The sequence below is a fragment of the Crocosphaera watsonii WH 8501 genome (assembly GCF_000167195.1).
Lineage (GTDB): Bacteria > Cyanobacteriota > Cyanobacteriia > Cyanobacteriales > Microcystaceae > Crocosphaera > Crocosphaera watsonii.
Window position 1 is genome coordinate 22,629 of sequence record NZ_AADV02000021.1, and the last position, 11,716, is coordinate 34,344.

Consider the following 11,716-nt stretch of genomic DNA (forward strand, 5'->3'; position numbering starts at 1 on the left):
AAACATATCTCCAGAGCTAAAATAGAGAATTAAGGTGATTTTAAAAACTCTCTTTCCATCTTTTTAGGGGATTTTAAATATTAAATAGCTTCATTCAGTTTCGGTTCCAATATAGATATCTAAGTAGGGTTTGCTGAATAAAAGCAAAACCCTATTCTTTAAAAGGTTACACCCATATTCGCGATCGCAAAAAAGATCAGCTTTGTCGGCTACAAACCGCTATAATTGGTAGAAACACCTCCCAGTTGTTGGTCAAGAACAAATGTATCGAAAAGAGGAGCAACCTTTACCGCCCCCAGAAAAATTTGAATTACCTTTCGAGGGCAAATTGTCCCCCAATAATCGTTGGGTAATCATGGCAGAGTTGATACCTTGGGATGATTTTGAGGAAGAATATGCTAAACTTTTTTCAGCAGAAAAAGGTGCGCCAGCCAAACTATTTAGAATGGCATTAGGGACATTAATTATTAAGGAAAAATTAGGAACAAGTGATAGAGAAACTATAGAACAGATTAGAGAAAATCCCTATTTACAATACTTTATAGGTTTAAATTGTTATCAACAAGAGCCACCACTGGAATCTTCAATGCTAGTTCATTTTAGGAAAAGAATTGATGGAGAATTGATAAACAAAATCAATAAAAAAATAGTAAAAAGAGAAATAGACAAGAGTGATAAAGAAGTAAAAAAAAAGGATTGTCTCCAAGAAAAAGGAGAAAAAATAAAAAATAAAGGTAAACTAATTTTAGATGCGACTTGTGCGCCAGCAGACATCAAATACCCAACGGATTTAGGCATATTAAATCAAGCCAGAATTGAGACAGAAAGAATAATAGATAATCTTTATAAACCATTAAGAGTAAAATTGGGAAAAAAGCCGAGAACTTCTAGGAAAATTGCTAGAAAGGAATACTTAAAAGTAGCTAAAAAACGAAAATTATCTTATCAAGAAAGAAGAAAAGCTATCGGGAAACAGTTAAAATACCTTAAGAAAAATTTAGGAAATATAGAAGACTTAATTCAAGCTGGGGCTTCCCTGGAAAATCTGAGTAAAAGACAGAAAAATTGTCTAGAGACTATCAAAAAAGTTTATGAACAACAACAGTCAATGTGGGAGAATAAGACCCAGAGTGTTCCTCAAAGAATTGTAAGTTTAACTCAACCGCGTATTCGTCCAATAGTGAGGAGAAAAGCAGGAAAACCAATAGAGTTTGGAGCTAAACTCTCAGTAAGCTGTGTAGATAACTATGTGTTTCTAGACAAAATAAGTTGGGAAAACTTCAATGAATCTTGTCATTTAAAAGAACAAGTAGAAAAGTATAAAGAAACGTTTGGCTATTATCCCGAATCCGTCCATGTAGATAAAATTTATCGAACTAGGGAAAACAGAAATTGGTGTAAGGAAAGAGGGATAAGAATCAGTGGTCCGAAGTTAGGAAGACCTCCAAAAAATGTCAGTGAAGAAGAAAAGAAACAAGCCCACTCCGATGAATGCTTCCGTAATGCTATTGAGGGAAAGTTGGGACAAGCTAAACGAAGATTTAGCCTAAATCTCGTGATGACAAAACTCCCTGAAACCTCCATTACATCTATTGCTATTACATTTTTAGTTGTCAATCTTTCTAAACTTCTGAGGCAGTTTTTGTCGCTTTTTTTGTCCTTATTTACTAATGATAGAACAGGGGAACTCATCAAGCCGCCTTTCATTAATTTTGATTATACTTTAAACAATTTTTATGTACTAAAACTTATTGATTTGTCAGAAAATTCTTGGTCAAAAGTGGCATAAATTTTGGAGAAACTTTTTCAGCAAACCCTAAGTAGCTTTCAGTTAGAGATTGAATGACTCGTTCTAATTCATCAATGAGATTTCTTCTAGTGAGTTTTTCTACAGCATCAATATGAGCAGAACTTCCGGCTCGTCCTAAATATTTATATTTGGTTTTTTTCTCATTATTAGTGGCCATAGGAAAAATTGATTCAGCAGCCTGTAGTTTATAATACCAGTAGATTGTTCCCTTTCCATTAACCTGATAACGAATAATATGACAATTAGCTGGTGCTACTTCCCCTTCCCGTTCAATTTTCTTTATTTTCTGTTTAAGAGAGCGAATTAGACTCTTAATTTGTTTGGCTCTCAGGTGGACATCTTGACTGGTCTTAAGTTCGGAATGTGATGACATTAGCCTTAACTGTAACAAACAACCTCTTTTGATGTTAGCGTATATATTCCGCTAATTTATAAGGTAATAAATTTTAAAAATGACCAAAAATGAAACGGCTACGTCTGTCGAGGAATTCCTGGTGTGGAGGTCTAACCTCTTCCAAGGACTAAAAGCTAGAAAAGAAACTATTATAGAATTACTCGATGCCCTCTCCAGTAACCAACAAGCTCACTCAGTCGTTGAATTGTCTCTCAATCCTTTATTTAGAAGAGATTATAACAGTTTATATAGAGGAATTCAATAGTTTTTACCCACTCAAACTGACCCTAATTATGAACAGAGAATTGAGACTTTATTTTCAGCGGTATCGAGAACAATTCCTCCCACTTCAAAACATTATAACTTATTTGGTATTGACACAACTCCCTGTCCACGACCATTTGCCGAAACGTTAGCGGATAAAACCTTTATTCATTACCCCAATCCAATTAAGGGAAATAAACCCATTAATATTGGACATTGTTATTCCGTTGTCTGCGCTTTACCTGACCAAATAGACACAGAAAAAGTCCCTTGGGCTGTCCCCTTATCAGGAGAGCGAGTCCCCTCTAAACATAAAGGAGTAAATCAAGGCAATCAACAACTAAAAAAAATCTGGCAAAGTTCTTTATTTTCTGATAAATTATCTGTCTTAGTGGCTGATAGTGACTACAGCCAAAAGGATTTTATTGGGGAACAAGTTAAGCATGAAGACGTAGTTACTATTACAAGAGTTAGAAGTGACCGAGTTTTTTATCGTCAATTTATTCGGGACCCAAATCAAGCCAAAACTTCGGGACATCCCCGTTGGTATGGGGATAAATTTGACCTTAAAGATGACCAAACTTGGACTGAACCTGATGAAGTTCATCATGTTCCCTTTACAACGAAAAAAGGTCGTCAATTAACAGTGACTATTTCGGGATGGAAACAGATGTTAATGAGAGGAACTAAAAACTATAAAATGAAAAATCACCCCTTTACTTTACTCCAGATTGTTGTCAGAGATCAAGAAAGAAATAGTATTTGGAAACCTATGTGGCTTATTGTTATTGGTTCTCGGCGCGATGAGTTAAGTTTAGTTGATTATTATCAGTGTTATCGACAACGTTATGACATGGAAAATCTTTTTCGATTTGGTAAACAAAGATTATTGATGACATCTTATTTATTGGACTTTGGACAAAAAAAGTTTGTTAGCGTATATTTTACGCTAAACTAAAATCCCAAAATATCGGCTCTGTATCAGTCAATAAAATTGGCTGACAAATAGGGCTAATCTATAGATTCTGAGGAAAACTAAGGAGCTTTTAAGTTTTCAGTTGATTTTTTGCTCCCTTTCTTGATAACATCATGACGAGTTCGTGGGGCTTTTTTGTAACCTTTAATACGTCCGGAAGAAAAACCTCGACGTTTGGGAAATTTGGCGAAAGTCCCCAAGGTCGTAATTATTCTTGAAAAGTCTCTTTGAACTAGACTAGGGGTGATTTTGATGGATTTATTAGTCTTCAAATACTGTTCCCAATCACGGGGTAAAACCACAGCTAATTTTCTGGCAGCCCACAAATTTACATAAGAAAGAAGTGTTAGTTTAAACCAATTTTCTTCATGATGTACATCGGGAGTTAAATAAGATGTCATCAATAATCTTTGTTTACCAAATCGAAAAAGATGTTCCATGTCATAACGTTGTCGATAACACTGATAACAATCAACTAAACTTAACTCATCGCGCCGAGAACCAATAACAATAAGCCACATAGGTTTCCAAATACTATTTCTTTCTTGATCTCTGACAACAATCTGGAGTAAAGTAAAGGGGTGATTGTTCATTTTATAGTTTTTAGTTCCTCTCATTAACATCTGTTTCCATCCCGAAATAGTCACTGTTAATTGACGACCTTTTTTCGTTGTAAAGGGAACATAATGAACTTCATCAGGTTCAGTCCAAGTTTGGTCATCTTTAAGGTCAAATTTATCCCCATACCAACGGGGATGTCCCGAAGTTTTGGCTTGATTTGGGTCCCGAATAAATTGACGATAAAAAACTCGGTCACTTCTAACTCTTGTAATAGTAACTACGTCTTCATGCTTAACTTGTTCCCCAATAAAATCCTTTTGGCTGTAGTCACTATCAGCCACTAAGACAGATAATTTATCAGAAAATAAAGAACTTTGCCAGATTTTTTTTAGTTGTTGATTGCCTTGATTTACTCCTTTATGTTTAGAGGGGACTCGCTCTCATGATAAGGGGACAGCCCAAGGGACTTTTCTGTGTCTATTTGGTCAGGTAAAGCGCAGACAACGGAATAACAATGTCCAATATTAATGGGTTTATTTCCCTTAATTGGATTGGGGTAATGAATAAAGGTTTTATCCGCTAACGTTTCGGCAAACGGTCGTGGACAGGGAGTTGTGTCAATACCAAATAAGTTATAATGTTTTGAAGTGGGAGGAATTGTTCTCGATACCGCTGAAAATAAAGTCTCAATTCTCTGTTCATAATTAGAGTCAGTTTGAGTGGGTAAAAACTCTTGAATTCCTCTATATAAACTGTTATAATCTCTTCTAAATAAAGGATTGAGAGACAATTCAACGACTGAGTGAGCTTGTTGGTTACTGGAGAGGGCATCGAGTAATTCTATAATAGTTTCTTTTCTAGCTTTTAGTCCTTGGAAGAGGTTAGACCTCCACACCAGGAATTCCTCGACAGACGTAGCCGTTTCATTTTTGGTCATTTTTAAAATTTATTACCTTATAAATTAGCGGAATATATACGCTAACATCAAAAGAGGTTGTTTGTTACAGTTAAGGCTAATGTCATCACATTCCGAACTTAAGACCAGTCAAGATGTCCACCTGAGAGCCAAACAAATTAAGAGTCTAATTCGCTCTCTTAAACAGAAAATAAAGAAAATTGAACGGGAAGGGGAAGTAGCACCAGCTAATTGTCATATTATTCGTTATCAGGTTAATGGAAAGGGAACAATCTACTGGTATTATAAACTACAGGCTGCTGAATCAATTTTTCCTATGGCCACTAATAATGAGAAAAAAACCAAATATAAATATTTAGGACGAGCCGGAAGTTCTGCTCATATTGATGCTGTAGAAAAACTCACTAGAAGAAATCTCATTGATGAATTAGAACGAGTCATTCAATCTCTAACTGAAAGCTACTTAGATATCTATATTGGAACCGAAACTGAATGAAGCTACTTAATATTTAAAATCCCCTAAAAAGATGGAAAGAGAGTTTTTAAAATCACCTTAATTCTCTATTTTAGCTCTGGAGATATGTTTAGCGTAAAAATTACGCTAACAATTGTTTTTTATCCAAAGTCCAATCCCGAACTTGTTTGCCTTTATAGCCAAAAACCTGATATTTATCCCCCGTCATGGTACATTTCATCAGATAGGATAAAAAGCCATGAAGCTTGGTTCCTGAATGGCTCGGACCAGTTAAACAACCACCACGAAAACAGGCAGTTTTCATGTCAAAGTAACGCCCATATTCCTGAACTAAAACATCAGCCGCTACTTTAGAAACCCCAAACAAGGAATGTTTACATTGATCAATACTCATGGATTCATCAATTCCTGGACAGTAACCATGATTAGCATCTATTTCCCAACGAAATTCTTGTTCTACTAGGGGTAAATAATTGGGGGTATCTCCATAGACTTTATTAGTAGAACAGAAAATGAAGACAGCTTCTGGACATATTTGACGGGTATGTTCTAATAATACTAGGGTTCCGTTAGCGTTGATAGTAAAATCCATGTGGGGATCTTTCGCTGCCCAGTCATGGGATGGTTGGGCTGCTGTATGAATAATCAACTTAATATCTGTGCCGTAAGTTTTGAAAATTTCTGCGATCGCTTCATTTTCACGAATATCAGCCCCATAATGGATATAGCGATCGCCGTATTCTTCCGTTAGACGAATGCGGTTCCATTCAGTTGAAGCATCTTCTCCAAAAAAGACACGACGCATATCATTATCAATGCCTACCACTGTATAGCCTTTATTGCAGAAAAACTTTACTGATTCTGAACCAATCAGTCCTGCCGATCCGGTTACTAAAACGATTTTCATTGTTAATTTAAAATTGGGAAAACAGTTGATTAGCAGTGTAGGTGACATCCGCCAAAATAACAATAATTAAAAACCCTCACCTTTTATCTGGGGTCAGGGTAAATTAGAATGATTTTCTGGTCATTAACTTAACGAAACATACTACTCACAGAAGTATCCTCATGAATACGCCAAATGGCCTCACCTAAAAGATTAGCCACAGACAAAACTGTTAACTGAGGAAAATGAGCTTCTTCTGGGATAGGAATCGTATTGGTAACAATGACCTCTTCTAATACCCCACTGGATAGACGCTCAATGGCAGGACCAGAGAAAACCGCATGGGTAGCACAAGCATAAACCTGCCTAGCCCCTTCTTCACGGAGTAATTTAGCTCCTTCGGTGATGGTTCCGGCGGTATCAATCATGTCATCCACTAAAACGGCGGTTTTGCCTTTAACATCCCCAATGACATTCATCACCTCGGCCACATTATGGGACTGACGACGTTTATCAATAATCGCTAGGGGGGCATCATCTAACTTTTTAGCAAAAGCTCTCGCCCTAGCTACCCCACCCACATCGGGGGAAACAATGACGATATCAGAGAGATCCTTGGTGGCAAAATAATCTAGTAAAACTGGTGTACTGTAAATATGATCAAAAGGAATATCAAAATAACCTTGTATTTGTGCCGAATGTAAATCCATTGCTAAAACCCGATTGGCTCCAGCTTCGACAATTAAATTGGCCACTAATTTAGCAGTAATCGATTCACGGCCGGCCGTTTTGCGATCGGCCCTAGCGTAACCATAATAAGGAATTACGGCAGTAATTTGCCTAGCTGATGCCCTGCGACAAGCATCAATCATGATCAACAATTCCATAAAATGGTCATTGACCGGATTACAACAGGGTTGGATTAAATAAACATCGCACCCTCGAATTGATTCTTGAATTTGAATATATAGTTCGCCATCAGCAAACCGTTTACGAATCAATGGCCCAATGTCCATACCTAAATAACGGGCGACTTCTTGGGCTAAAGGAATATTAGACGATCCAGAAAACAGACTGAGACGGTTATTATCTGACAAGGAGGACATCGCCAGATTTGGCATTAATATAGGAGTATGACTCACAGCAGACTCTTGACCCTTAACTCATGCAATTCTATCATGAACAACGACCCCCTTTCGGGGGCGTAAAATGTGTAACTATATCCATTCAGATTTATCACTATTTTAATCATACAGAGAGTTAGATGAAAGCAGCGAAATTACAGAGAAATTTAGGCTTTCCTAGAAAAGAGGCAATAATCTTGATATTCTTAACTGAAACTTAATTATTAACTATACTCTAGAGAATCGTGTTATTGTAAGTAGTGTGTGGACACGTAGCTCAGTGGATAGAGCACCAGGTTCCGGTCCTGGGTGTCGGGGGTTCAAATCCCTCCGTGTTCGTATAGTCTGAAAATCAACTCAAGGCCAAACTCGCTTCAGACTCAGGCTAAACCCGGGTAACACTGTTTCCCCAGATAAATGACTGGGATTTTCTAGCACCTCTACTGCTTGCCCTGGACGGTATATCTCTACTCGTTTATTTTTTGGGTCAATGAGCCAACCCAACTTAGCCCCATTCTCCCTATATTCTTCCATCTTGGCTCGCAAGTCTTTGAGGGTATCGTTCTTGGAACGCAGTTCTACTACAAAGTCGGGACACAAAGGGATGAAGCTATCCTGTTGCTCTGGGGTGAGTCCATCCCAACGAGCTTGACTCACCCATGCTGCATCAGGAGAACGGTTGGCTCCATTGGGCAACTCGAAGCCAGTGGATGAGTCAAAGGCTATGCCTTGGGTATCATTGGCTTCAAACCAAACACTAAGTTGACCTGTGATGCTGAGATTACGATGGCCGGTATTTCCGCCTGTGGGTGGGTTCACAATAAGTTCTCCTGTTGCAGTGCGTTCAAGGCGTAACTCACGGTTCGCTGCTGCTAAAACCGCAAACTGTTCTCGGGTTACACGCAGAGCAAGCTCATGGGGAAGTTGAAGGGATAAGGTTTTGGGAGTAGTTTGAACCATAGTTCACCTCATGCTGTAAGATAACATTACTATTGTACAAAGAGGAGAATTGCCACAAACTGAAGAAAAACTTTCCTGCCTCCTGCCTTCCGAGGCAAAAGCCCTCTATCAAAAAATAACCCTATCTCACAGATGGATAGGGTGGTGGGGCAACATTAAAACAAACTAATTGAATAAAAAACATGAATTTATTAAGCTAATGGCGTATAAAAAACCATTAAAAATAGTTGCCTATATTAGTTTTTGTTATTCTTATTTAGAATCTTTGCGACGACGGCTGACTAAAGCACCAGCACCTACAGCTACTAAACCGATAATTGTTCCAGGCTCAGGGGTAGATTGAGATGGTGGGGGAATAAACGCAGGAGGAATGCCAAAAGTATAGTTAGCACTTCCAGCATTAGGACCCGAAGAGGAAATAGATAAACTTACAGAAGCGTCTCCAGACAAAAAGTCACCGTTACTATCTACAAACTGCCCTAAAATCTGTATATTAAGTCCACTATTAGTTTGAGAGGTAAGTCTTGCTACTTGTCCACTAAAGGAATAACGATTACTAGGAGTGGTATTGCCTCCCCAGTTTAAAAAGCCAGGAAGGGCGAAAGGCACAAAATTGGGATCTCCTAGAACCAATGTGCTGAAATCTATAGTAGCAATATTATTAGTGACAGTTGTTAAAAAGGGTGTGAACTCGTCTCCAGTGATACCGTTCATTGTGGCAGCATTGAAGTCATTAGGCAAAGTGGGCGCAGGTGGCGCAGGGGGAGGCGGACCGGCAGGGGTATAGTCCAGGGGGACTGCGTCTACCAGACCCATCATACCATCAAAGTTAAATTCAGTGATGCCCCCTAAATTTCCGTCAAAGTTAACACCACCTAAAGTGGCTCCATAGTTCGCGTTAGCGGCCATTTGGGCTTGAGCAGTCCCTGTCAATAAAACAGTGGATGCTACTGAACCAAAAGCAACTAAAGCCAATCCTTTAAAGTCTAATGGCATTTTGTGACTCCTCGTTAAAGCTTGTGTAGTTTTATGTATAATCATGTCGGTGTGATTACACATTACATACAAGCGCAACTTTTAAAAATTGAGGAGGTTAGTTCCTAACCCCCGTGCATAATTGAGCATCACGGTTGCGGCCGCCGCGTCGCGATCCATAGAACATCCGCACTCACAGCTATGCACCCTTTCAGACAACTCTTTTTTCTTTTTCTTACCACAATTAGGGCAAGTTTGCGAAGGAGCTATTTTGATAGGAACTTCAACAAAAACACCTCCGGACTCTTTCACTTTATACTTGATGAGCTTGGTTATATTACTTATACCTACATCAAGTAAATTGCGATTGAGTCCGGTTTTTTGCTTCTTGCGCTTACTTCCTTTCTTAGCCTTGCGAGTCATCGCTTTTATATTTAGCTTTTCGGTAGCTACCAAGCTATTACTGCTTACAATTTGTGTAGATACCTTATGTTGCCAATCTTGTCTCTGATTGGCAACTTTATTTTGTAGTTTACTAACTTTTTTACGAGCTTTCTTCCACCGCTTAGATGCTCTAATTCGCTTCTTCCTGTTAGGGGAACGTTTGCGTCTTAATTGACGAGACGCTTTAGTTATCTTGTCTTTAGATTTAGCTAAAAACCGAGGATTCTCAATACCTGTTGAATCGTCAAAGGTTAACGCTCTTAACGTCCCAAAATCGACACCACAAGCACCTGTTCCCGTCTCTCTAGATACCTCGCATTTAATCGTGATAGAACAGTACCATTTGTGGTTTTTCCAGACAATCGTACAAGTGGTAGGTTGACCCCAAGTTCGAGCCTTTCCTCGCATTCGGATTTGACCTAAGTTTGACAACTCCAAAGCCCCGTGAACTCCTGTTGTATGGGCTTTCCATCCTGATTTAGCAGGGTATGTCCACCCTCGGTATCTTTGGAAACTTTTGAATCTTGGAAACTTAGCTAGTCCTTGGAAAAACCTTTGGAAAGCATAGTCAACCCTTTTGCAAGTTGCTTGCAGTGCTTGAGAACCCAATTGTTTATATTCAGTCCAGCACTCCTTGAATTCAGGAAGACAGTTTTGTTGGTCGAAATAACTGATGCTTTTACCAAAATGTCGATATTCAGTTATCCGATGGGACAAACAGGCGTTGTACAAGTATTGGTGTAATTTACGCCAATCATGCAATGTCCTTTCCTGCTTTTTTGTCGGATATAACCTGAATGTCACTCTTCTGGTGGTTAGCATTTTTCGACCCAATCAACTATGATAATCAGTGTAAGTCACCTAATGCAAGATGTCAACCTCACTAAACAAGAGTTCTCACTGCGCTTATGCTATTCACCTTCATATTATATTTATTACTAAGTATAGACGAAAAGTATTGACCGCAGAGATGATAAAACAACTTGAAGAATATTTTAAGGTTTCCTGTGAAAAACAGAAGTGTGAGTTATTGGAATTTGGAGCCGAAAGCGATCATTGTCACTTATTGGTATCCTTCCATCCCAATAATAATATTTCTATTTTTGTCAAAAATATAAAATCTTCCTCAAGTCGTCTTCTTCGTAAGGAATTTAAGATAGAGTTATCAAAGTTCTATTATAGGGTTTGCTGAATAAAAGCAAAACCCTATTCTTTAAAAGGTTACACCCATATTCGCGATCGCAAAAAAGATCAGCTTTGTCGGCTACAAACCGCTATAATTGGTAGAAACACCTCCCAGTTGTTGGTCAAGAACAAATGTATCGAAAAGAGGAGCAACCTTTACCGCCCCCAGAAAAATTTGAATTACCTTTCGAGGGCAAATTGTCCCCCAATAATCGTTGGGTAATCATGGCAGAGTTGATACCTTGGGATGATTTTGAGGAAGAATATGCTAAACTTTTTTTCAGCAGAAAAAGGTGCGCCAGCCAAACTATTTAGAATGGCATTAGGGACATTAATTATTAAGGAAAAATTAGGAACAAGTGATAGAGAAACTATAGAACAGATTAGAGAAAATCCCTATCTACAATACTTTATAGGTTTAAATTGTTATCAACAAGAGCCACCACTGGAATCTTCAATGCTAGTTCATTTTAGGAAAAGAATTGATGGAGAATTGATAAACAAAATCAATAAAAAAATAGTAAAAAGAGAAATAGACAAGAGTGATAAAGAAGTAAAAAAAAAGGATTGTCTCCAATAAAAAGGAGAAAAAATAAAAAATAAAGGTAAACTAATTTTAGATGCGACTTGTGCGCCAGCAGACATCAAATACCCAACGGATTTAGGCATACTAAATNCAGTAAAGCNTTAGANACGGGTNCCAGGCTAGTTATGTCCCNCCACCCTCTCTATCTCTATCATATCAG

9 protein-coding genes, 1 tRNA gene and 3 pseudogenes are annotated in these 11,716 nt (G+C 38.2%); 6 read left to right on the plus strand and 7 right to left on the minus strand.

What is annotated here, in order from left to right:
- Positions 1 to 262: 262 nt before the first annotated feature.
- A complete protein-coding gene (locus tag CWATDRAFT_RS14485; protein ID WP_007305710.1) occupies positions 263 to 1,789 on the plus strand; it encodes an IS5-like element ISCwa2 family transposase in 1,527 nt (508 codons plus the stop codon).
- Here the strand turns inward: CWATDRAFT_RS14485 and CWATDRAFT_RS14490 are convergent.
- Positions 1,749 to 2,183, minus strand: coding sequence for a hypothetical protein (locus CWATDRAFT_RS14490; protein ID WP_007305720.1), 435 nt, complete (start codon positions 2,181 to 2,183; stop codon positions 1,749 to 1,751). The two genes, CWATDRAFT_RS14485 and CWATDRAFT_RS14490, sit on opposite strands and share 41 nt — an antisense overlap.
- Positions 2,184 to 2,262: 79 nt before the next feature.
- Here CWATDRAFT_RS14490 and CWATDRAFT_RS33725 point away from each other — a divergent pair.
- Positions 2,263 to 3,375 (plus strand): annotated as a pseudogene (locus CWATDRAFT_RS33725) (transposase); the annotation flags it as partial.
- Between the two features lie 128 nt (positions 3,376 to 3,503).
- On the opposite strand, the pseudogene CWATDRAFT_RS41365 reads toward CWATDRAFT_RS33725, so the two are convergent.
- A pseudogene (locus CWATDRAFT_RS41365) lies at positions 3,504 to 4,942 on the minus strand (NF041680 family putative transposase).
- A 79-nt stretch (positions 4,943 to 5,021) separates the two neighbouring features.
- On the opposite strand from CWATDRAFT_RS41365, the gene CWATDRAFT_RS14510 reads away from it, so the two are divergent.
- Complete coding sequence (locus CWATDRAFT_RS14510; RefSeq protein ID WP_007303072.1) at positions 5,022 to 5,417, plus strand: hypothetical protein; 396 nt, start codon at positions 5,022 to 5,024, stop codon at positions 5,415 to 5,417.
- A gap of 100 nt (positions 5,418 to 5,517) precedes the next feature.
- Here the strand turns inward: CWATDRAFT_RS14510 and CWATDRAFT_RS14515 are convergent, their stop codons facing one another.
- Both CWATDRAFT_RS14515 and CWATDRAFT_RS14520 read right to left on the minus strand, forming a co-directional pair.
- Positions 5,518 to 6,303, minus strand: coding sequence for an NAD-dependent epimerase/dehydratase family protein (locus tag CWATDRAFT_RS14515; protein ID WP_232287108.1), 786 nt, complete (start codon positions 6,301 to 6,303; stop codon positions 5,518 to 5,520).
- A gap of 128 nt (positions 6,304 to 6,431) precedes the next feature.
- Positions 6,432 to 7,388, minus strand: coding sequence for a ribose-phosphate pyrophosphokinase (locus CWATDRAFT_RS14520; RefSeq protein ID WP_042711545.1), 957 nt, complete (start codon positions 7,386 to 7,388; stop codon positions 6,432 to 6,434).
- A gap of 284 nt (positions 7,389 to 7,672) precedes the next feature.
- Between CWATDRAFT_RS14520 and CWATDRAFT_RS14525 the strand changes: the two genes are divergently transcribed.
- A tRNA-Arg gene (locus CWATDRAFT_RS14525) sits at positions 7,673 to 7,745 on the plus strand.
- 18 nt (positions 7,746 to 7,763) lie between these two features.
- Here the strand turns inward: CWATDRAFT_RS14525 and CWATDRAFT_RS14530 are convergent.
- The 3 genes from CWATDRAFT_RS14530 to CWATDRAFT_RS14540 form a co-directional block, all read right to left on the minus strand.
- Complete coding sequence (locus CWATDRAFT_RS14530; protein WP_007305715.1) at positions 7,764 to 8,366, minus strand: Uma2 family endonuclease; 603 nt, start codon at positions 8,364 to 8,366, stop codon at positions 7,764 to 7,766.
- Positions 8,367 to 8,618: 252 nt separating this feature from the next.
- On the minus strand, positions 8,619 to 9,362 hold the full coding sequence (locus tag CWATDRAFT_RS14535; protein WP_007305714.1) for a PEP-CTERM sorting domain-containing protein: 744 nt from the start codon (positions 9,360 to 9,362) through the stop codon (positions 8,619 to 8,621).
- Positions 9,363 to 9,443: 81 nt separating this feature from the next.
- Positions 9,444 to 10,607, minus strand: a complete 1,164-nt coding sequence (locus CWATDRAFT_RS14540; protein WP_007305713.1) for an RNA-guided endonuclease InsQ/TnpB family protein — start codon at positions 10,605 to 10,607, stop codon at positions 9,444 to 9,446.
- A gap of 49 nt (positions 10,608 to 10,656) precedes the next feature.
- Between CWATDRAFT_RS14540 and tnpA the strand changes: the two genes are divergently transcribed.
- Both tnpA and CWATDRAFT_RS32375 read left to right on the plus strand, forming a co-directional pair.
- Entirely contained in the window at positions 10,657 to 10,977 is a 321-nt protein-coding gene (gene tnpA, locus CWATDRAFT_RS41790; protein ID WP_071905600.1) for an IS200/IS605 family transposase, read from the plus strand.
- Between the two features lie 125 nt (positions 10,978 to 11,102).
- Positions 11,103 to 11,655 (plus strand): annotated as a pseudogene (locus CWATDRAFT_RS32375) (transposase); the annotation flags it as partial.
- Positions 11,656 to 11,716 lie beyond the last annotated feature (61 nt).

Excerpts from the sequence above, each read along its gene's own strand:
- CWATDRAFT_RS14485 (WP_007305710.1), top strand. The coding sequence starts at position 263 with ATGTATCGAAAAGAGGAGCAACCTTTACCGCCCCCAGAAAAATTTGAA.
- CWATDRAFT_RS14515 (WP_232287108.1), bottom strand. The coding sequence starts at position 6,303 with ATGAAAATCGTTTTAGTAACCGGATCGGCAGGACTGATTGGTTCAGAA.
- CWATDRAFT_RS14535 (WP_007305714.1), bottom strand. The coding sequence starts at position 9,362 with ATGCCATTAGACTTTAAAGGATTGGCTTTAGTTGCTTTTGGTTCAGTA.
- CWATDRAFT_RS14510 (WP_007303072.1), top strand. The coding sequence starts at position 5,022 with ATGTCATCACATTCCGAACTTAAGACCAGTCAAGATGTCCACCTGAGA.
- CWATDRAFT_RS14520 (WP_042711545.1), bottom strand. The coding sequence starts at position 7,388 with ATGTCCTCCTTGTCAGATAATAACCGTCTCAGTCTGTTTTCTGGATCG.
- CWATDRAFT_RS14540 (WP_007305713.1), bottom strand. The coding sequence starts at position 10,607 with ATGCTAACCACCAGAAGAGTGACATTCAGGTTATATCCGACAAAAAAG.
- tnpA (WP_071905600.1), top strand. The coding sequence starts at position 10,657 with ATGTCAACCTCACTAAACAAGAGTTCTCACTGCGCTTATGCTATTCAC.
- CWATDRAFT_RS14490 (WP_007305720.1), bottom strand. The coding sequence starts at position 2,183 with ATGTCATCACATTCCGAACTTAAGACCAGTCAAGATGTCCACCTGAGA.
- CWATDRAFT_RS14530 (WP_007305715.1), bottom strand. The coding sequence starts at position 8,366 with ATGGTTCAAACTACTCCCAAAACCTTATCCCTTCAACTTCCCCATGAG.